Below are 19,883 nucleotides of genomic sequence, written 5' to 3'. Positions count from 1 at the left end.
ATTCGGGCATAATTTATTAATTCTTGAAAAAACTATGTCAGAAAACGTTGTTGTTATCTATTCAGGAGGCATGGACTCCTTTACTGTGCTTCACAAAGCACTTCGCGCTGGCAAAAAAGTGCATGCGTTAAGTTTTAATTATGGTCAGCGTCACAAGAAAGAGTTGGATTATGCCGCACTGGTTTGTAACTCACTAAACGTACCTCATAAAATTGTCGATATAAGCGCCATTAACAGCCTAATTGGTGGATCAGCACTTACGTCGGATATAGAGGTACCTGAAGGCCACTATGAAGAGCCTAGTATGAAACAAACGGTAGTGCCCAATAGAAACATGATTTTGCTTTCTTTGGCTGTGGGTTACGCAGTTAGCCTTGAAGCAAAAGAAGTCTATTACGGGGCACACTCTGGTGATCATGCTATTTACCCCGACTGCAGGCCTGAGTTTGTGCATAGAATGAATGATGTTTGCGGTATAGCTAATTACACACCTGTTGAGATTATGGTGCCGTATATTGATGATAGCAAAACCGCCATATTAACAGATGGCTTGAAAATGGGCTTAGATTACTCGCAAACGTGGACCTGCTATAACGGTAGAGAAAAAGCCTGTGGTAAATGCGGCGCATGCGAAGAAAGATTAGAAGCGTTTAAAGACAACAATGCGATTGACCCGCTTGAATACGAATAATCTCGCCTAAATGCTTTTTTGAAATGCCTCGTTTATGCGGTTGCGTATCAAAACGAGGCGTTTCAAGGCAGTCACCGTTGCAAGGCAGTCAGGAATGCTAAAGCAAAAGCTATCACGTAGCTATCCTTGCTAGCGCTCTTACGTTTCAAAATTGCATATCAATCTGAAGCATCAACATGACGCTTTTCAACTGTTACGTTTGAAAAAGTAGTTAAAGCAGTAACTCAAGCAGCTTACTATCGAGACGCAGACAAAAGCACATACACCCAATGCGCCTCCTACCCCGTCAAGATGTGGCAGCACAGTAACAAATAAGCCTGCAAATAATGTTGATGCGCCAACAACGCCAGTAATAGACAACCGCACTGGCGAACTCATTCCTACAAAGCTTCCACCAAAAAATACTGCTCCATAAAGATTGGCTTCTACCGCGCCACAAAACCACCAAACAGCGATATAAAACAGTAAACTTGAACCACTACTCGCTCTTACTGAATCACACTTTTTGTTACTTGATAAATGGAAAGTAATAAGTGCGCCACAGATCGCTGAAAGCAAAACCAACATTTAACTCACCACACCTTTTAACAGTAAAAGCAAGGCAACTGCGCTAAATGCTATTGCGCCTAGTTTACCTCCAACGCCATTTAGGTGTTGCCTCATAGCTGTGTAAAGCAATGCCCCCATAGCACTGACAAAAAGCAGCTCATTGACGTTTTGGATAACTTCAGATGTACACATGCCCGCAAAGGCTCCAGCATAAACAGCAGTACGAGGATGGGAATTTACAAATTGGTACTTTGGAATAAAGCTACCGGCAAAGCCAATAATAGCCGCGCTCAGCACACTAGGTAAAGAGAAGGTTTGGTGAAGCAAAAAGCAACTTATTAGGCCCACCGAGAACGCCATGAACTTCACAGTGAAAAATACGCTAATATCTTTCATCGTGTTCGAAGCTTAAAGGCGTGAAATATACGCATAGTTGTCAGTATGTTGAAAGCAAAAAGCGTTAAAAGAAAAACCCGATGACAGAGCTTTAAACTCTGCAATCGGGTTTGTGCGTTTGTATGTATTTATTACTTCTGACTTTCAGCAATAAAATACGTTAGCTCTTTAATGCAGTGACGTAATACTGGGTTAAGGCGCGTGTTTTTGCCGTTCATCACAAACAGTTCATGACCGAAGTTGAATAGGCTCCCTTTAGCGATAGGTACTAAACCCAACGCCGCCCCCTGCTCTTTAGCCATATAGTCTGGCAGCAACCCTACATATTCACCTGTCATAATTGCTGACATTGCAGCATCGAATGAATCAGAAAACGTTTGAATAGAAAGTCGCGACTCGTCTTCAATATAATTAGCCGATGAAAGGCCAGAAATACCGATGGCAGGATAATCTTCAATGTTCACGCCATCAGGTAAGTCGCTATCTCTGTATTTCGCTAGCGGGTGCGTTGGTGCACAATACAAGCGTCCTTTGGTTTCAATACCGATAGGATGGAAAGTCACAGACTCTGGCTTTACCATATCATAGGTCGATACGACTAAGTGACATTCACCAGACAACGCAACATGCTCCACTTCATTGTACAAGCGTGTTTGAATATTGACGTGAATGTCGTCAAACTTTTTCATCGTGCTTTTAACCGCTTTACTTACAGCAAGGTGCATCGACAGTGGAAGGCCAGCCATAAGTACTAACGTTATATGGCCTGAGTAATCATCGTGAAGCGACTTTAAGTTAAATACGAAATTATCGAAGGCGTTGAAAATACGTTTAGTTTCTTGAAAAACCACTTCGCCTTCTTTGGTCATCTGAAAACCACCTCGGCCGCGATGACAAAGCACTAAATCTAGGCGTTCTTCGAGTTTCTTGATAGCTGCACTGATATTGGGGCGTTGCATGCGCAACACGGGTTCTGCCGCAGTAAATCCATTGCAGCTTGCTACAGCGTAAAACACACGCAGTAGCTTTATATCCGACTCCTGAAGACGATTTAGCATGTTAGCACCTGTTTATAGGTATAGTTATTGATACTCAACGTAGACTATATGAAACTCGCTGTTGTATTACAACGACAATTTATTGGTTTTCGACTCAAAAGCACCATGGAAAGCGGTGAAAATTGAATTTTTTTGTTATTCAGCTGAATACGAAACTAAAATCAACAAAAAAGCCTCACACTGTACTGCTATCAACAGCAGTTCCGTGTGAGGCTTTTATTGTATTACATGACGTTTTATTCTTCAGGTAATACTACGATAGCGTGACGACTTGTTTTCGTAATGCTTCAATGTCGTCACGCATTGATGCCGCTTTTTCAAATTCAAGTTCACGAGCGTATTCGAACATTTGCTTTTCTAATTCGGCAATTTGGTCCATCAACTCAGTTGCGCTTGCTGCTTTTTGCTGTTTCTTCTTCTCTTCTACTTTGCGCAGCTTCACTTTACCCGAGGCTGGATGGGCGCTATCGCCTAAGTCCATTATATCCGTGATAGGCTTATTAAGACGCATTGGCGTTATACCATTTGCCTCATTATGCGCCATTTGCTTTTCGCGACGACGCTCGGTTTCATCCATGGCCTTTTTCATTGACTTGGTAATGCTGTCGGCGTACAAAATTGCTTTACCGTTCACGTGACGCGCCGCACGACCAATGGTCTGAATAAGTGAGCGCTCTGCACGTAAGAAACCTTCCTTGTCAGCGTCTAAAATAGCGACAAGTGAAACTTCAGGCATGTCCAAACCTTCCCGCAATAAGTTGATGCCAACCAATACATCAAATTTACCTAAACGAAGGTCGCGGATTATTTCAATGCGTTCAACGGTGTCGATATCGGAATGTAGATAACGCACTTTAACGCCGTGTTCATTCAAGTATTCACTTAAATCTTCAGCCATGCGTTTTGTGAGCGTTGTTATAAGCACCCGCTCATCCAGCTCAACACGCTTTTTAATCTCAGAGAGCACGTCGTCAACCTGCGTTGCAACTGGCCTTACTTCAATTACTGGATCTAGTAACCCTGTAGGGCGAACAACTTGCTCTACTATTTCGCCCTCCGTCTTCTTAAGTTCGTAGTCACCCGGCGTCGCCGACACATATATAGTTTGCGGACATATTTGCTCAAACTCTTCAAACTTCAGTGGTCTGTTGTCTAACGCCGATGGCAATCTAAAACCAAATTCAACCAGGGTTTCTTTCCTCGACCTATCGCCACGATACATAGCACCGACCTGCGATACAGTAACGTGAGACTCATCAATAAACATCAAGCCGTCAGCTGGAAAATAATCAAGTAACGTTGGAGGCGGCTCACCTGGAGCACGACCAGACAGATAGCGAGAATAGTTTTCGATCCCCGAGCAGTATCCCAACTCCATCATCATCTCTATATCAAATTGGGTTCGCTGTGAAATTCGCTGCTCTTCAATAAGCTTATTCGCCTCTTGAAGTTGTTTTTTTCTGTCGCCAAGCTCTTCCTTTATATGCTCGATAGCATTAAGAATTTTTTCTCTCGGCGTTACGTAGTGTGTTTTAGGGAAGACCGTTGCGCGGATCACCGATTTATCTACTGCCCCGGTTAGTGGGTCGAACAGACTAATTTTATCAATCTCGTCGTCGAACAGTTCAACGCGAACTGCTTGCTTCTCAGAATCGGCAGGAAAAATATCAATCACGTCGCCGCGTACTCTAAATGTACCTCGCTCAAACGCAAGATCGTTTCGTTTATATTGAAGCTCAGCAAGTCTTCGCAAAATATCCCGCTGATCCATTGTGTCGCCCTGTCGCAAATGAAGCAACATTTTCATGTAAGACTCTGGATCGCCAAGACCGTATATAGCCGACACACTAGCCACAATCACAACATCGCGTCGTTCCATTAGTGCTTTGGTAGCAGATAAACGCATTTGCTCGATATGATCGTTTATAGATGCATCTTTCTCTATAAAGGTATCAGTACTTGGAACATAAGCTTCGGGTTGATAATAGTCGTAGTAAGAAACAAAATACTCTACAGCGTTATTGGGGAAAAACTCTTTCATTTCGCCGTAAAGCTGAGCCGCCAGTGTTTTGTTGTGAGCAAGAATAAGCGTTGGGCGCTGAACTTCCTTAATTACGTTTGCCATCGTAAAGGTTTTACCTGAACCGGTAACACCTAATAACGTCTGCCCTGCAAGACCGCTGTCTAACCCATCTACCAATGCTTCAATAGCGGCGGGTTGATCACCAGCCGGTTTATACTTCGAATGAAGTTCAAACCCTCTACTCATTTACACTACCTTATTAACTTTTGACTTCTTCGGAGTCGAACTGCGCAACGGCTTTCTTAAACACAATGAATGAAATGCATGCCATAACGATATTGGCAATAACATTACCGACAAACAGCCCTTTCAGACCAAAGAGCACGCTGCCAGCAATGCTGATTGGTACGAAGAAAACGAATAAGCGGATGATACTTAGCACTAACGCGCTCATAGGACGATGCATCGCATTCAGTGAAGAGTTAGTTAGAATGATGATTCCCTGCATGCCATACCCTAAAGGCACTATCATCAAAAATAGTTGAATAAGTTCGCTTACCTCTTTTTCATTAGCAAACGCCACTGCAATCCATGACGACAATCCCCACATAACAAGGAAAATAATGAACTGCCATAAAAGTACGAACTTAAGCGTTAACGTGTAAGACTGCTTTACGCGTTCAATATTACCCGCGCCCATGTTTTGGCTAATAAAAGGCGGCAAGGTCATTGAAAGTGCCAGCACAACAATACTGGCGATAGATTCCATACGGTTACCCACGCCCCATGCTGCGACAGCTTCTGCTCCGTAGCTTGCGACAACCGCAGTCATTACGCCACCGGCTATAGGCGTTAACATGTTCGCTCCAGCTGCGGGTAAACCAATCTTTAATATCTCACGACTGCTTTCACGTAGCTCAGCCATTGTAAGTAGCCTCGGCAGCATTAGTTTCTTTCTAACCGCAAGGATATATAAAATCCAAATTGCGCCAACTATCCAAGCAATAAAAGTTGCAAGTGCTGCACCTTGTATACCCATGGCAGGAATAGGTCCAAACCCAAATATAAATAAAGGGTCTAATAGTGCATTCAATCCACCACCGGTAGCCATAACAATACTTGGTGTTCGTGTGTCACCGCAGGCTCTTAACACACTATTTCCCACCATCGGCATGGCAAGAAAAATACTCGATAAGTACCAAAGCCCCATGTAATCCGATATATAAGGCATAAGTTGCTGAGATGCATTAAGTAACGTGAAAGTAGGCTCGATGGTAAATAATCCGATAAGCGCCAATGCACCAACCAAAATCACCGACAGCATAAGTGAGCCTGAGGCATATAGCTTCGACTTTGTAAGTGCTTTACTACCTTGTAGCTTTCCTATAATTGCAGATGTTCCGATCCCTAAGCCAATATTTAAGCTTATAACGGTAAACGTAACGGGAAAGGTAAAGCTAATAGCAGCAAGCTGGTCAGTACCTAATAAACTGACAAAAAACGTATCAATTAACCCGAAACTCATCATCATAACCATGCCCAAAATCATTGGGATGGTCATTTTTCGGAGCGTTGAGCTTATATTCCCCTCAAGTAAGTCGGAAGAACGTTGCGTTACATTGCGTTTAGTCACTAAGACCTCAGTGTGTGGATATCGAATAAGTAACGTGAAAAGTGCGGAAGCCACTCGTGCACATTTCAACAAGGAGCATAAGTGTAAAAGAGACAGCATGGCTTGGCTACGACTTATCGATAAACGAAATAGTAAATAGGAGCACTGACGCTACAACATTAGTACATTTGTATTAACGCCCACACTTCTCTTAATTCTGTTCGAAGTGAGTTAAAACACCTTTTTTCTTGTTGCCACCTTCTGTCTTGCTCAAAATTCAAACATTACAGTTACGTTTCTGTAAAATGACAGTTTAAATTAACAGATAGCGGCTTTTATCCTATTAAAAACTATCAACAAGATACGTATACGAAACCCGCAAAAATGTTAACCATTTGTAACACCCTGAAGTTAATGGCGGATTTTCTTGGATAGCTTTTAAACATTCGTTGAATTAACACACAAGCTAAAAATTGTTCAATAGATCAATACCGATCGTTAAATAAGATCATCAAAAACAATATAAAACCATGTTTAAAAAGACTTTTTGGTTTATTTCAATGGTTATGTTGCGAGATCAAATTCAATGTGATCGGCAGATTCTTTTGTGCTAATCAAACCTATCAACATAGTTATCCACAGATTTAGTGGATAACTAACGCAAGACCATATTTGGCGGCATTTTGTGCCCTCGTACAAAATATTTTGGTAAGTGATGACTAACCTTTCAATGCCGAGGTACAGGTTACAGTAATATTAAAAACTGTATATAACAACAGTATAAAAGCTTTTTTTTATTCTATTTAGTTATAGGCTGGACTTATATGGAGATATATAGCTTAAAACAGTAACTTCATACTTTGCGCATCTAATATAAGTAGATAAACATCGCCACTTCGCAATAATGATTAGATATTAACCATTACTTTCAGCCTTTTGGCGACAAATTAAGCACAAAACACGTAAAAAGCTATTTTTTGCGCAGTCAGTACAATTATTTCATTTATCTTGTTGACAGTTTACTAGTACGTCTTTAATATTCGCCTCCGTTGAAGCACAGGTCCCCCTTAGCTCAGTTGGTTAGAGCGACGGACTGTTAATCCGCAGGTCCCCCGTTCGAGTCGGGGAGGGGGAGCCAACTTCAGCAAACAACTTAGGTGTCGATTCCCCCTTAGCTCAGTTGGTTAGAGCGACGGACTGTTAATCCGCAGGTCCCCCGTTCGAGTCGGGGAGGGGGAGCCACTTAGTTGGCTCCTATACACATTTCTTGCTATCCATCTTTAGTATCTTCAAACTGCACGCTAAGACATTAAATAACCCTAATTCAATCAAGTTGTTAAACCCGTTCTAAAAAGGGATAATAGACCACATAGGTTTTCTTTTTAATTACGGGCGTAGTCCGTCAAAATTCCTTGAAGGAATTGCGTTATTCATGACTGAATTTTTACTGTTATTGATAGGCACAGTACTGGTTAATAACTTTGTACTGGTTAAGTTTCTTGGCTTATGCCCCTTTATGGGCGTCTCAAGCAAACTTGAAACCGCTATGGGTATGTCGATGGCGACAACCTTTGTGCTTACGCTTGCCTCTGCTTCTAGTTATCTAGTTGAAACTTATTTACTTGCACCTTTAGGTATTGGATACCTAAGAACACTTGCCTTCATATTAGTTATCGCGGTTGTAGTGCAGTTCACTGAAATGGTAGTGCATAAAACTAGCCCTACTCTTTATCGTTTATTAGGGATATTTTTACCTCTTATTACCACAAACTGTGCTGTCTTAGGCGTAGCCCTATTGAATCTAACTGAACAGCATAACTTCATGCAAAGCCTAATATATGGCTTTGGCGCTGCGGTAGGGTTCTCTCTAGTCCTTATATTGTTTGCAGCAATGCGCGAACGACTTGCTGCTGCCGATGTACCCGTAGCCTTCAAAGGCGCGTCCATTGCAATGATTACTGCCGGTTTAATGTCTTTGGCATTTATGGGTTTTAGTGGATTGGTGAAATTCTAATGACGATCTCTAGCGCAATATTATTTGCTGTAATTGCCATTGGTGCCCTTGCTTTAGCGTTCGGGCTTGCGCTTGGCTATGCCAGCATTCGCTTTAAAGTAGAAGGCGACCCTCTTGTTGAGCAAATTGATGCTGTACTTCCACAGACACAATGTGGTCAATGTGGTTATCCTGGCTGCAAACCTTACGCAGAAGCTATCGCAGAAGGTGACGATATAAATAAGTGCCCCCCTGGTGGTGAAGCAACAATTAAAAAGTTAGCAGACCTGATGGGCGTTGAACCAAAGCCCCTTGATGCAGCTCATGGCGAAGAAGACGTTAAAAAAGTGGCATTCATTCGCGAAGATGAATGTATAGGCTGCACAAAATGCATTCAAGCATGCCCAGTTGACGCTATATTGGGAGCCGCTAAACACATGCATACTGTAATTACTGATGAATGCACGGGGTGTGACTTATGCGTAGACCCCTGCCCTGTCGACTGTATTGATATGGTACCCATTACCCAAACTACGTCTACGTGGAAATGGGACTTCTCAGATTCGCCTAAAGGCGATATCCCCGTAAAAATGGTGTCGTAATTGTGATGTATCCTAGTTTTGATTCAATTATTGAGAACCTAAATGCAGGGAAAACATATTCCTTCCCTGGCGGTGTGCACCCTGACGATAAAAAATCACTGTCGAATAAAGAGAGTATTGCTACACCGTCAATTCCTGCTTTATTAGTGATTCCATTACGACAACACATTGGCTCTGACGGTGTTTGTTGTGTTGAGGTGGGTGATCATGTCTTAAAAGGGCAAATACTGTCGCAAAGTTCATCGCCTTTTTCAGTGCCAGTTCATGCGCCTACATCCGGCGAAGTTGTGGCTATAGCGCCGCATGTGGTTGCCCACCCTAGCGGTCTTACCGAGATGTGTATTTCTATCAAGCCAGATGGAAAAGACACATGGTGTGCGCTTGAGCCTACAACAAATTACACAGAGCAAGATAAAAGCGACCTCATAGCAAAAATCTGCCAAGCCGGTATCTCTGGTATGGGCGGCGCGGGTTTTCCAACTCACATAAAAACATCAACATCGAAGCCGGTTGAGTTTCTAGTATTAAACGGCATTGAATGCGAACCCTACATCACATCAGATGATAGGTTAATGCGAGAGCATGCATGGCAAATTCGACAAGGCCTAGATATCTTAACGCACCTCATCGAACCCAAAGCCATTATTGTAGCTGTTGAAGATAACAAGCCTGAGGCGCTAGAAGCACTTAATATAGCGTGCCAAGACAAAGCAGAATATCGCGTAGTAAGCGTTGAAACAAAATATCCTGCGGGCGGTGAAAAACAGCTTATTCAAGTGCTTACTGGGCGCGAGGTACCACGAAATGGTTTACCTGCAGACGTTGGCGTGATGATGTTTAATGTAGGCACTTGCTACGCCATTGCTGACGCCATTCTACACGGTAAGCCTCTGATAGAACGCATAGTTACCGTTACAGGTGAAGCTGTCAATAAGCCTCGTAATTTCAAAGCTATGCTGGGTACGCCTGTATCGCATTTACTTGAAGAAGCGCAATACAATACCAAAAAACAGAAAACGCCAAAGGTTATTATGGGTGGTCCCATGATGGGCTTTACGCTGTCTGACGCCACAATTCCAGTGGTAAAGACCACTAACTGTTTACTGGTGCCTGCTAAGAAAGAGCTTGTAGACGATAGCGCAGAACGCGCATGTATACGCTGCAGCGCATGTGCAGATGCTTGCCCAGCCTCATTGTTACCTCAGCAGATGTTCTGGCATGCGAAAGCCAAAGAATATGACAAAGTAGAAGAATATGACTTATTCGACTGTATTGAGTGTGGCGCTTGCGCCTATGTGTGCCCAAGCGAAATTCCACTTGTTCATTATTATCGCCAAGCAAAATCAGAAATTCGTTTACAGCGTGACGAGAAAAATAAAGCTGAAAAGGCGAAACAGCGGTTTGAAGCACGCAACGCAAGACTAGAGCGCGAGAAACTTGAGCGTGAAGAAAAACACAGAAAAGCAAAAGAAGCGCGACTAGCGGCGAATAAAGCCAAAGAGCAAGCCGCGACGAACGAGAAACAGACAAGTCCGGCACCGAGTGACGCAAAAGATAAAGTAGCTGCCGCACTTGCACGTGCTAAAGCGAAAAAGGCAGCGATGCAAGCAAATGCTGGCGAAGCCAAAAACGCAGAACCAATTAACGCGCAAGACACAAGCAATACACCAGCTGATGATAAAAAAGCACAGGTAGCTGCGGCAATTGCCAGAGCAAAGGCTAAGAAAGCCGCTCAAGCTCAGAAATCGTCTGAGCAATCTGAAGCTACTGCGAGTAATTCGTCTACTGATACAAACGACACATCGAACGCTGCGACAGCACCTGGGCAGGTTAGTGAACAGGACGATAAGAAGGCAAAAGTTGCCGCTGCTATTGCTCGTGCAAAAGCTAAGAAAGCAGCTCAGCAAGCAGACGCACCTGAAAAAACGCAGCCACAGCATAATAAAAACGAAGGCGATAGTACTGCAAGCATCAATGCGGATGACGAGAAAAAAGCACGCATTGCTGCTGCGGTTGCCAAAGCAAAAGCGAAAAAGGCCGCAAAACAACAAACGTCTGGCGACGACAATACCAACGTCATAGAAAATGCTACAGCTTCTCTTAGCAACGAGCCTAAGGACGAAAGTGCTGTGAAGCCCGATGCTGATGATGCAAAGAAAGCACGCGTTGCAGCAGCCGTCGCCAAAGCAAAAGCGAAAAAAGCCGCACAACAACAGACTACTGGCGACGACAATACCAATGCCACAGACAATGTCTCTGCTTCTAAAAACAACGAGCCTAAAGACGAAAGTGCGGTGAAACCTGATGCTGATGATGCCAAGAAAGCACGCATTGCAGCAGCCGTCGCCAAAGCAAAAGCGAAAAAAGCAGCAAAAGCAGAGTTAGAAAGAGAGAATAAACCCGAATGAAATTAAGCCTGTCTAGTTCACCTCATCAGCGGGTTAAACGCGATACTGGCCAAGTTATGCGCTTGGTTATTTACGCCATGGTTCCCGGCATACTAGCGCAGTCATTCTTTTTTGGCTGGGGTGTACTTATACAATCACTTATTGCTGTAACAAGTGCTTTGATTTTCGAAGGCGTTATTCTTGCGCTTCGAAATAAGCCTGTCGAGCGAACACTTACCGACTACAGCGCCGTGTTAACAGGCTTATTGATTGCTATTAGTATTCCCCCAACGTTACCTTGGTGGATGACTGTAACCGGCGTTTTCTTTGCAATAGCAGTAGCGAAACAAATATACGGCGGTCTAGGGTTTAACATCTTTAACCCCGCGATGATTGCCTATGTTGTGCTGCTTATTTCTTTTCCTGCGGCGATGAGCCTTTGGCTTCCACCTGCAACACATGCAGAGGTAGTACCCACTTTCTTTGACGCTTTGTCACTGATTTTTACCGGGTTCACCACCAGCGGATATGATGTAACACAACTTAAAACAGTGGCTGACGGCGTAACAATGGCAACGCCATTAGACACCCTTAAAACAGACCTTACGCAAGGTGTTACATACAGTGAATCTTTAAACAGTCCTATTTTTGAAGGTAGTATCTTTGACGCTGTCGGTGCAGGCTGGGGTTGGGTAAGCTTTGCATATTTGCTAGGCGGCTTGTTCCTTGTAAAAACAAGAGTTATTAGCTGGCACATTCCAGGTAGCATGATTGTAAGCGTGTTTGTTTGTGCACTTCTCATGCACCTTATAAATGCAGACTATTATGCTTCGCCGCTTTTCCATTTATTCAACGGTGCAGTTATTGTAGGTGCGTTTTTTATTGCCACCGACCCTGTGTCGGCGTCGACCACACCGAAAGGCCGTATTATCTTTGGCGCTGCAATTGGTTTTTGGATTGTTATAATTCGTACGTTTGGCGCTTACCCAGACGCCGTTGCATTTGCCGTCATAATAATGAATATGGCTGTGCCACTTATCGACTATTACACTCGTCCGCGCGTTTATGGAAAAACAGTTAAAGGTAAAGCGAGAGGCCGTTCGTAATGATGAAAGAAAGCTTAGTTAAAAACGGTACCATGCTAGGCGCGTTTGCCGTTGTTACCACGGCACTTATCGCACTGACTTTTTTTGGCACAGAAGAAAAAATAGAACAGCAGCGTAAGCAAAAGCTGCTTAGCGTGCTTAATGAGGTAGTACCGAAACGCTATCACGATAATGCCTTGTACGCTGATTGTGCACTTATAGAAGCATCAGAGCTTGGGGAGCAATCTACACACAAAGTATATCGAGCACGCCTTGAAGGTAAACCCAGCGCGCTAATATTGGAAGCCACGGCACCTGATGGCTATAGCGGGAACATTGATATGGTTATTGGTGTAGACACGTCAATGACCGTGCTTGGCGTGCGTGTAGTTGATCACAAAGAAACCCCTGGTCTTGGTGATAAAGTAGAATTGGCGATAAGTGACTGGATTAAATCATTCTCTGGTCGCACATTTAGCAGCGACAATACGAAGCAGTGGCAAGTTAAAAAAGACGGCGGTGAGTTTGACCAGTTTACGGGTGCCACCATTACTCCTCGCGCGGTAGTGGGCGCAGTGAAACGAGCACTGGCTTTCACTAATGACAATCAAGCACAGCTGTTCAACGCACCTAATGCATGTGCACCGGGCGACGCAGAACTAGCCGCAAATGTGATTGATACAGATGTTATTGAACCAGACGAGCAACCCATTAATAACAACGAAGGGGAGCAAGATGACTGATTTTCGAGACTTATCTTTACAAGGTCTTTGGAAGAACAATCCTGCTCTTGTTCAACTGTTAGGCCTATGCCCTCTTCTTGCTGTTACTGCCACCTTCATTAACGGACTGGGTTTGGGTATTGCAACATTGCTGGTATTAGTAGGAAGTAACGTCACCGTGTCTTTGGTCCGTAATATAGTAAGAAACGAGATACGCATTCCTGTTTTCGTAATGATTATTGCATCATTTGTAACCATTGTTCAGCTGTTAATGAATGCCTACACCTACGACTTGTATCTTGCATTAGGGATTTTCATCCCGCTTATTGTTACTAACTGCGCCATTATTGGACGTGCTGAAGCTTTCGCATCGAAGAACGCGCCTCTTGCTGCGGCTTATGATGGGGTTATGATGGGCCTAGGTTTTACCGCAGTATTAGTGGTGTTAGGCGGTATGCGTGAAATATTAGGCGCAGGCACATTGTTTGCTGGTGCAGACCGGTTATTTGGCGACATTGCAACAAACTGGACTATTACGTTATTTGAGACCGACGCGCCATTTTTGCTGGCAATTCTTCCGCCCGGTGCATTTTTGGGCATGGGCTTACTGATTGCCATAAAAAATATAATCGATGCGAAGCTTGCGAAAAAAGCAGAAGTGACCACAGTAAAAGCAGAGCGCGTGAGAGTTACCGCAGAAAGTTAAACATTAGCATGTATTCTGCAACGTATTTCAAAGCGCTAAATCAACGTATAAGTTGTGTATTAAGCATCGTTAAAACAGTAAACAAAAATTCGGAACGTGATTAATGACTACCCTGGTTAAGCCTATTTCAAAACAAGAAAAAGTAGAGGCGATAATTAACATATTGGAATCACTTTACCCTGAGGTGCCAGTACCGTTAGATCACACCGATCCATACACGCTTCTTATCGCCGTTTTGCTTTCAGCACAATGTACTGACGAACGGGTAAACCAAATAACGCCGAAGCTGTTTGCTCGTGCCGACAATCCATTCGACATGGTGAAAATGAGTATTGAAGAAATTCAAGACATTATTCGCCCCTGTGGGTTATCACCTATGAAATCTAAAGGTATTTGGCACCTTTCAGATATGATTATTAAGCAACACAATGGCGAAGTGCCTGCAGACTTTACAGCGTTAGAGGCTATGCCTGCTGTTGGTCATAAAACTGCATCGGTAGTCATGTCTCAAGGTTTCGGCATACCTGCATTCCCCGTTGATACGCATATACATAGGCTGATGTATCGTTGGGGGTTGTCGAATGGCAAAAGCGTAGAGCAAACAGAACGCGACGCAAAACGTTTATTCCCGCGTGAAAAATGGAACGACCTTCATCTACAAATTATTTTTTATGGTAGAGAATATTGTCCTGCACGAGGGTTTGATTTAAACAAGTGCATAATAACTCGCGAATACGGACGCAAAAGCTTCATTAATGAAGTACTTAAAGAGCAAGAGAAAAAAGCAAAAGCTGCACTAAAGAAAAAGCGAAAGTAGTTTTTCACAATACAATCAGCAAAAAGTAAATATATTCGTTCTAACAAATTTCAGTCCCTACTATTTATGCACGCCCCTTCGCGCGTGCTTTACTTTTGCGATTAACCTACCATTCAAGCATATGGTTTGCCTCGAAAGCACCGAGTAAATTGGCTATGATGTGCCCGTAAAACCTAATACTCACAACTAAAATTAAAAACATAACCCACGGAGAGCACATGTCTCGATTGAATACTGTCGCTAAACACCTAGCGATTGGTGCATTAATGAGTGCAGCTAGTTTTGGCGTTTTTGCAAAAACATCACTGGTTACAGACAAGCAACGACAAAACGCCGAAATGCTTATTGAAAAAGCGTTAGATAGCGATTTGGGCTACAGCATTGTTGAGTCACTCACCACCGAAGTAGGTCCAAGGCTAGGTGGTTCAGAGGCCGAGAAACGTGCACGTAATTGGGGCGTCTCATTAGGTAAAGAACTAGGCTTCGACAAAGCGAGTATTGAAGAGTTTTCAATGCCGTTTTGGGACCGAGGTCACCTTCATATCACAATGACATCACCCTACGTGCAACCGCTTTATGGCACAGCATTAGGCGGCGCAGCACCTTCAGAAAAAGAAATTAATGCAGACATTGTTTATTTTCGCGATATTCACGCACTTAAAGAAGTAAAAGACGGCGCTCTAAAAGGTAAAGTGGCGTTTGTTGATGGCGACGCCATGGTAAAGAGCCAGACAGGCGCTGGCTATAGTCAAGCAAACATGCGCCGTCGGATAGGCTGGCAGCATGCCGAGCGTGGTGGTGCTGAAGCACTTGTTGTGCGCTCTGTAGGCTCTGACTCACACCGCTTCCCTCACTCGGGCATGATGAGTTCAAATGATGACAAATGGGCTGAAATTCCTGTTATTGCCATCTCAAATCCAGATGCCGATCATTTACGTCGTTTACATAATTTCGATAAACCTATTTCATTGTCGCTGCATTCAGAGTCGAAGTGGAAAGGCGAGGTAAACAGCGGTAACGTGATCCTTGACTTGGTAGGCAGCGAGAAACCTGAAGAAATAGTGTTGATTGGCGGCCATTTAGATAGTTGGGACCTAGGTACAGGAGCTGTAGATGACGGTGCAGGCATTGCCATTACCACTGCGGCAGCAGCACTTATTGCATCGCTACCAGAGCGCCCAAAACGTACCATCCGTGTTGTTATGTTTGGTGCTGAAGAAGTTGGCTTGCTTGGTGCTTTTGCCTATGCCAAGCAACATGAAAACAATCTTGAAAGCCACGTGTTAGCTACTGAGTCAGATTTCGGTGCACAAACCATCTGGCAAATTGTATCTAACGTTAATCCGCAAGCCACAATGTTGGTTGATGAAATAGCAAAGATTCTATCTCCACTTGGTATAGTGCGTGGTGGCTCTGACGTTGTTGGTGGCGGCCCTGACATTATTCCGCTAGCAGCAAAAGGTGTACCTACTATCAGGCTGAATCAAAATGGCCATGACTATTTTGATTTGCACCACACACCAGATGATACGCTAGACAAAATAGACCCAGACGAACTTGCGCAGAATATTGCTGCATACGCTGCGAGTATATACTTGTTAGCTGACAGTGATGTGTCGCTTAAGCCAAGTAAATAATCAAAGTTAGCAACGCTACAGGCTAAGATTAAATTGATAATCTTAGCCTTTTTTATTTGTAGTGATTACGTGACTGTGTTTGCACTCGCGCTTATTTGCAATAGTGCAGCATGCTGTTTACAGTGAAAGAAAAGAAAGGGACATCTATGCGACTCTATTTACTGCCTGTTTTATTGACCTCTGTGTTGACACTATCTTCATGCGGCTCAGGGCAATCTTCGTCGTCAATTAACGAAGGTGAATCAACCTCTCCTTCACCTGAAGCTGACATTGCCGTGCTGATGATGGGAAACAGCCACACTGCAGCAAATGGCCTACCAGCATTATTAGAAACTTTACTTCGCAATAATCAGCCAACCCAATCAATAATGGTAGAGCGAATTCCGGCAAGTGGTTTCTTAATAGACCATGCAGATTCGAGTAGCACACTGGATAATGTTGCTTCGGGCAAATGGACTCATGTAGTGCTTCAAGGGCAAAAATACTCCCAAAGCTTTCAAATTGAATACCCGATTACAGGCGCGCTTACGTTAATCGAGGCCGCGCAGAATGCCAAAGCATTGCCCATTATGTTTCCTGAATGGGCGCAGATAAACGCACCTCAAGAAACAGACTATATCCACAATATTCACGAGAATATTGCTCTACAAACTGGTGCTTGCGTGGCACCGATTGGCTACGCATGGGAGCACGCTTTAACAATAAACCCAGAGATAACGCTGCACGCTAACGATGGAAACCATGCGGTATTAGCGGGAAGTTTCCTTACCGCTTTAGTTATTTACGAAACTATTACGGGCCATGCGGCTGAACTCACTGTACCAGATACCTCTTTCGATATTTCTGAATCACAACAAATATTTCTCGGCCAAATGGCATCATATGCTGTTGCAAACCATCCTGCTTGCGAATACGGCAATTAATTTACCCTTCCCTGACTCGAAATATTCATACACTGAGCGTATCATCTAAAACACTTTTATCTATTTCGAAGGGCTCGTATTGAGAGAGCGCTTGTAATGAGGGAGAGCTTGTAGTGAGAATGTTACACACTATGTTACGCGTCGAAAATTTGGACGCGTCGTTACACTTTTATACTGAGCTAATGGGCATGCGTTTGCTTCGCCAATCAGATAATAAAGAGTACGAATATACGCTAGCGTTTGTAGGTTATGGCGATGAGGCTGACAGTACAGTGTTAGAGCTTACGTATAACTGGGGCGAAAATACCTACGACAAAGGCACAGCATACGGTCATATTGCCATTGAAGTAGACGATATCTACACCTTTTGCGAGAAGTTAGAGCAAAGTGGCGCTGACGTATATCGCAAGCCGGGGCCGGTTAAGGGTGGCTCTACGGTCATCGCGTTTGTAAGGGATCCAGACGGTTACGCTATTGAACTCATTCAAAATAAGTCGCTTTAGGCCAATATTGCCGCCTTTTATTTTTTCAAAGTAAGGATACGCTTGATGAACTTAGTAAGAAAAAGCACACTTGCTTTTCGCACGATAGTATTCACTTCATTGTTATGCGGATTTATATCGATCGCTACCGTAAGCACGAACGCTGACGCAGAGACTAACGTAAACGCAACTGCTGTTAAAGGCGAAGTTTCATCAACGCAGGAAAATAATTCTCCAGCAAGCACCACTTTGCAAAATCACTTTGCCATTATCGCCCACCGTGGTGCTTCTGGATATCTTCCCGAGCATACTCTTGCATCCACAGCCCTTGCTTTCGCTCAAGGGCCCGACTTTATTGAACAAGATGTTGTAATTACAAAAGACAATAAGCCTGTAGTGCTGCATGATATTCACCTTGAAACCGTTACGAATGTGGAGCATGTTTTCCCAACGCGCAACAGAGATGACGGCCGTTTTTATGCAATAGACTTTACATTAAATGAATTAAAACAATTACGCGTACACGAGCGAGCAGATTCAAGCGGAAAGCAAGTATTCGCAGAACGTTATCAAGGCCAAGTCGCACATTTCACCATTGCAACGTTAGACGAGCATTTTGAGCTTATTCGTGAACTTAACCGCGAATTAGATAAAAGCATCGGCGTTTATCCCGAAGTTAAATCGCCAAAGTTCCATTTAGACGAAGGCGTTGATGCGTCTGCAATAGTTATCGATACCCTAAATAAATATAGCTTTAGCGGCCCCGATGGTAATAGCTTTTTGCAGTGTTTCGATTTTAACGAAGTGAAACGAATTCGTAACCAATTGGCGTACAAAGGTAAATTAGTGATGCTAATTGGTGAAAATGAATGGAGCGAGAGTGACACTGATTACAATTGGATACGCTCTAAAGAAGGAATGGACACTGTTGCTGAATATGCCGATGGCATTGCCCCTTGGCTGGGTCAGTTACTCGATAAAACCGCTTTAGATACAGGCAATATTAAAGCGGCATCATGGTTACAACACGCTCATACTAATGCGCTAACCATCCACCCATATACATTCCGTCAAGATGCACTTTTAGGTGGTATGACTCAAACACAGCTTTTAGATACGCTAAAACATGTGATAAAAGTGGACGGCGTGTTTACCGATCACACACCAGCAGTTGTTAAATGGAGAAATGCCCAGCAATAGTGTTGAGATGAAATTCTAAGACTTAGACAAACGCACAACAACGCGTCTGTTTTGTGCCCTGCTTTCACGAGTGTCATTAGGCGCAATATGACGCTTTTCGCCATGCCCTGTAAGCTTAATGCGGTCTTGAGGAACACCAAGTGTTGTTAAGTAACTTTTCACCTCGTTGGCTCGTCTTATAGAAAGCTGTTCATTATTGTAACGGCCACCGTAGCTGTCGGTGTAGCCATCAAGCAAGACAAGCTCTAGCTCAGCGTCCTCTTTCAAGTACTCACCAATCATCGTTAATCGTTTTTGCGAGTACTTTGACAGCTCAGTACTGTTGTTCTGATAAGAAAGAACGGTATACGAGATGTCATCAAAACTAAAAGGCAGTAAATTCGACACACATTGAACAAATTCTCGATAAACACTTGTGAAGTTGCTTGCATTAAGCGCCACGCTCACTTTGTCGTATTTGTTATACCAGTCTTGATAATAAATAGTTGGCCAAAAACCTTTTTCTAATTCCGAAAGCATTGTCCATGCGGCGTCTTGACCAAGGTCGCCGTTGTATTGCTTACGCAAAGACATATCGGCAATGGTTTTAGGCGCAACGCCTGGCATCCATGAAGGAGGAACTGAGTACACTGCGGCAACATCGAACTTGTTGGGAAGTAATTGCATATCAAGCTCGAATTCCATGTTCAGCTTTTTCGATGCAACACTGGTAAACATGGCATCGCCGTAACCAGGTACGGGATGATTTAAGGTACACTGAAGGCGCGAGTTGTCTGTAACCATCCAATTCGAGGTTTCAATAGTAGCCGAGTATTGACGCATGGCGGCGTTGGACGATAACGACCCCACTAAACTTAAAAGCGCAATGTATTTTAACTTCGACACCATAACCAGAAACTCACATTGATAACGGAAAACAAACTACCGGCGTGAAAACCACTAGATTAGTAATACTATCGCCCGAACTGTAGAAAAGTTTAGCGTTTAATACCATTACTTC

18 protein-coding genes and 2 tRNA genes are annotated in these 19,883 nt (G+C 43.6%); 14 read left to right on the top strand and 6 right to left on the bottom strand.

Annotation, left to right across the window (positions count from 1 at the left end; all coding sequences use genetic code 11):
- The first annotated feature begins 34 nt into the window (after positions 1-34).
- On the top strand, positions 35-691 hold the full coding sequence (gene queC / locus V7R35_RS02050; RefSeq protein WP_334012983.1) for a 7-cyano-7-deazaguanine synthase QueC: 657 nt from the start codon (positions 35-37) through the stop codon (positions 689-691).
- 186 nt (positions 692-877) lie between these two features.
- Here the strand turns inward: queC and V7R35_RS02045 are convergent, their stop codons facing one another.
- The 5 genes from V7R35_RS02045 to V7R35_RS02025 all read right to left on the bottom strand — a co-directional run bounded on the left by V7R35_RS02045 (position 878) and on the right by V7R35_RS02025 (position 6,350).
- Positions 878-1,258, bottom strand: a complete 381-nt coding sequence (locus tag V7R35_RS02045; protein WP_334012982.1) for a hypothetical protein — start codon at positions 1,256-1,258, stop codon at positions 878-880.
- Positions 1,259-1,636: a hypothetical protein gene (locus tag V7R35_RS02040; RefSeq protein ID WP_334012980.1), complete on the bottom strand. Its 378-nt coding sequence runs from the start codon at positions 1,634-1,636 to the stop codon at positions 1,259-1,261.
- Between the two features lie 131 nt (positions 1,637-1,767).
- Positions 1,768-2,694, bottom strand: coding sequence for a LysR family transcriptional regulator (locus V7R35_RS02035; RefSeq protein WP_334012979.1), 927 nt, complete (start codon positions 2,692-2,694; stop codon positions 1,768-1,770).
- Positions 2,695-2,947: 253 nt separating this feature from the next.
- Positions 2,948-4,963: an excinuclease ABC subunit UvrB gene (gene uvrB / locus V7R35_RS02030; RefSeq protein ID WP_334012978.1), complete on the bottom strand. Its 2,016-nt coding sequence runs from the start codon at positions 4,961-4,963 to the stop codon at positions 2,948-2,950.
- Between the two features lie 13 nt (positions 4,964-4,976).
- On the bottom strand, positions 4,977-6,350 hold the full coding sequence (locus tag V7R35_RS02025) for an MATE family efflux transporter (protein WP_438823440.1): 1,374 nt from the start codon (positions 6,348-6,350) through the stop codon (positions 4,977-4,979).
- 1,040 nt (positions 6,351-7,390) lie between these two features.
- Here V7R35_RS02025 and V7R35_RS02020 point away from each other — a divergent pair.
- From V7R35_RS02020 to glpQ, 13 genes are all read left to right on the top strand, one after another.
- A tRNA-Asn gene (locus V7R35_RS02020) sits at positions 7,391-7,467 on the top strand.
- Positions 7,468-7,494: 27 nt separating this feature from the next.
- Positions 7,495-7,571 (top strand) — tRNA-Asn (locus tag V7R35_RS02015).
- Between the two features lie 190 nt (positions 7,572-7,761).
- Complete coding sequence (gene rsxA / locus V7R35_RS02010; RefSeq protein WP_334012977.1) at positions 7,762-8,343, top strand: electron transport complex subunit RsxA; 582 nt, start codon at positions 7,762-7,764, stop codon at positions 8,341-8,343.
- Positions 8,343-8,924 (top strand): electron transport complex subunit RsxB, encoded by a 582-nt coding sequence (rsxB, locus tag V7R35_RS02005; protein ID WP_334012976.1) that lies wholly within the window; start codon positions 8,343-8,345, stop codon positions 8,922-8,924. Before rsxA ends, rsxB begins: the two co-directional genes overlap by 1 nt.
- A 5-nt stretch (positions 8,925-8,929) precedes the next feature.
- On the top strand, positions 8,930-11,332 hold the full coding sequence (gene rsxC, locus V7R35_RS02000) for an electron transport complex subunit RsxC (protein WP_334013258.1): 2,403 nt from the start codon (positions 8,930-8,932) through the stop codon (positions 11,330-11,332).
- Positions 11,329-12,417 carry an electron transport complex subunit RsxD gene (gene rsxD / locus V7R35_RS01995; RefSeq protein WP_334012975.1) on the top strand — a complete coding sequence of 363 codons (1,089 nt, stop codon included), beginning with the start codon at positions 11,329-11,331 and terminating at the stop codon, positions 12,415-12,417. The genes rsxC and rsxD overlap by 4 nt, the downstream gene beginning before the upstream one ends.
- Positions 12,417-13,139, top strand: a complete 723-nt coding sequence (gene rsxG, locus V7R35_RS01990; RefSeq protein ID WP_334012972.1) for an electron transport complex subunit RsxG — start codon at positions 12,417-12,419, stop codon at positions 13,137-13,139. The genes rsxD and rsxG overlap by 1 nt, the downstream gene beginning before the upstream one ends.
- Positions 13,132-13,824, top strand: coding sequence for an electron transport complex subunit E (locus tag V7R35_RS01985; protein WP_334012971.1), 693 nt, complete (start codon positions 13,132-13,134; stop codon positions 13,822-13,824). Before rsxG ends, V7R35_RS01985 begins: the two co-directional genes overlap by 8 nt.
- A 103-nt stretch (positions 13,825-13,927) precedes the next feature.
- Positions 13,928-14,641 carry an endonuclease III domain-containing protein gene (locus V7R35_RS01980; protein WP_334012970.1) on the top strand — a complete coding sequence of 238 codons (714 nt, stop codon included), beginning with the start codon at positions 13,928-13,930 and terminating at the stop codon, positions 14,639-14,641.
- A gap of 218 nt (positions 14,642-14,859) precedes the next feature.
- Positions 14,860-16,278, top strand: coding sequence for a M20/M25/M40 family metallo-hydrolase (locus tag V7R35_RS01975; protein ID WP_334012969.1), 1,419 nt, complete (start codon positions 14,860-14,862; stop codon positions 16,276-16,278).
- A 146-nt stretch (positions 16,279-16,424) separates the two neighbouring features.
- A complete protein-coding gene (locus V7R35_RS01970; RefSeq protein ID WP_334012968.1) occupies positions 16,425-17,201 on the top strand; it encodes a hypothetical protein in 777 nt (258 codons plus the stop codon).
- Positions 17,202-17,314: 113 nt separating this feature from the next.
- The gene (gene gloA, locus V7R35_RS01965; protein ID WP_334012967.1) at positions 17,315-17,704 is read left to right on the top strand and encodes a lactoylglutathione lyase; all 390 of its coding nucleotides are present in this window, start codon (positions 17,315-17,317) and stop codon (positions 17,702-17,704) included.
- A 45-nt stretch (positions 17,705-17,749) separates the two neighbouring features.
- The gene (gene glpQ, locus V7R35_RS01960) at positions 17,750-18,883 is read left to right on the top strand and encodes a glycerophosphodiester phosphodiesterase (protein WP_334012966.1); all 1,134 of its coding nucleotides are present in this window, start codon (positions 17,750-17,752) and stop codon (positions 18,881-18,883) included.
- A 15-nt stretch (positions 18,884-18,898) separates the two neighbouring features.
- Here glpQ and V7R35_RS01955 read toward each other — a convergent pair whose 3' ends face one another.
- A complete protein-coding gene (locus V7R35_RS01955) occupies positions 18,899-19,771 on the bottom strand; it encodes a flagellar protein MotY (protein WP_334012965.1) in 873 nt (290 codons plus the stop codon).
- Between the last annotated feature and the right edge of the window lie 112 nt (positions 19,772-19,883).

Origin of the sequence: Alteromonas sp. S167 (assembly GCF_036864375.1) — a bacterium.
GTDB lineage: Bacteria > Pseudomonadota > Gammaproteobacteria > Enterobacterales > Alteromonadaceae > Alteromonas.
The sequence above is the reverse complement of the archived record's forward strand: the minus strand, read 5'-3'. Positions and strand labels throughout refer to the sequence as shown.

Bases quoted from the DNA above. Each gene is read 5' to 3' on its own strand.
- queC (WP_334012983.1), top strand. From the start codon at position 35: ATGTCAGAAAACGTTGTTGTTATCTATTCAGGAGGCATGGACTCCTTT.
- V7R35_RS02045 (WP_334012982.1), bottom strand. From the start codon at position 1,258: ATGTTGGTTTTGCTTTCAGCGATCTGTGGCGCACTTATTACTTTCCAT.
- V7R35_RS02040 (WP_334012980.1), bottom strand. From the start codon at position 1,636: ATGAAAGATATTAGCGTATTTTTCACTGTGAAGTTCATGGCGTTCTCG.
- V7R35_RS02035 (WP_334012979.1), bottom strand. From the start codon at position 2,694: ATGCTAAATCGTCTTCAGGAGTCGGATATAAAGCTACTGCGTGTGTTT.
- uvrB (WP_334012978.1), bottom strand. From the start codon at position 4,963: ATGAGTAGAGGGTTTGAACTTCATTCGAAGTATAAACCGGCTGGTGAT.
- rsxA (WP_334012977.1), top strand. From the start codon at position 7,762: ATGACTGAATTTTTACTGTTATTGATAGGCACAGTACTGGTTAATAAC.
- rsxB (WP_334012976.1), top strand. From the start codon at position 8,343: ATGACGATCTCTAGCGCAATATTATTTGCTGTAATTGCCATTGGTGCC.
- rsxC (WP_334013258.1), top strand. From the start codon at position 8,930: ATGTATCCTAGTTTTGATTCAATTATTGAGAACCTAAATGCAGGGAAA.
- rsxD (WP_334012975.1), top strand. From the start codon at position 11,329: ATGAAATTAAGCCTGTCTAGTTCACCTCATCAGCGGGTTAAACGCGAT.
- rsxG (WP_334012972.1), top strand. From the start codon at position 12,417: ATGATGAAAGAAAGCTTAGTTAAAAACGGTACCATGCTAGGCGCGTTT.
- V7R35_RS01985 (WP_334012971.1), top strand. From the start codon at position 13,132: ATGACTGATTTTCGAGACTTATCTTTACAAGGTCTTTGGAAGAACAAT.
- V7R35_RS01980 (WP_334012970.1), top strand. From the start codon at position 13,928: ATGACTACCCTGGTTAAGCCTATTTCAAAACAAGAAAAAGTAGAGGCG.
- V7R35_RS01975 (WP_334012969.1), top strand. From the start codon at position 14,860: ATGTCTCGATTGAATACTGTCGCTAAACACCTAGCGATTGGTGCATTA.
- V7R35_RS01970 (WP_334012968.1), top strand. From the start codon at position 16,425: ATGCGACTCTATTTACTGCCTGTTTTATTGACCTCTGTGTTGACACTA.
- glpQ (WP_334012966.1), top strand. From the start codon at position 17,750: ATGAACTTAGTAAGAAAAAGCACACTTGCTTTTCGCACGATAGTATTC.
- V7R35_RS01955 (WP_334012965.1), bottom strand. From the start codon at position 19,771: ATGGTGTCGAAGTTAAAATACATTGCGCTTTTAAGTTTAGTGGGGTCG.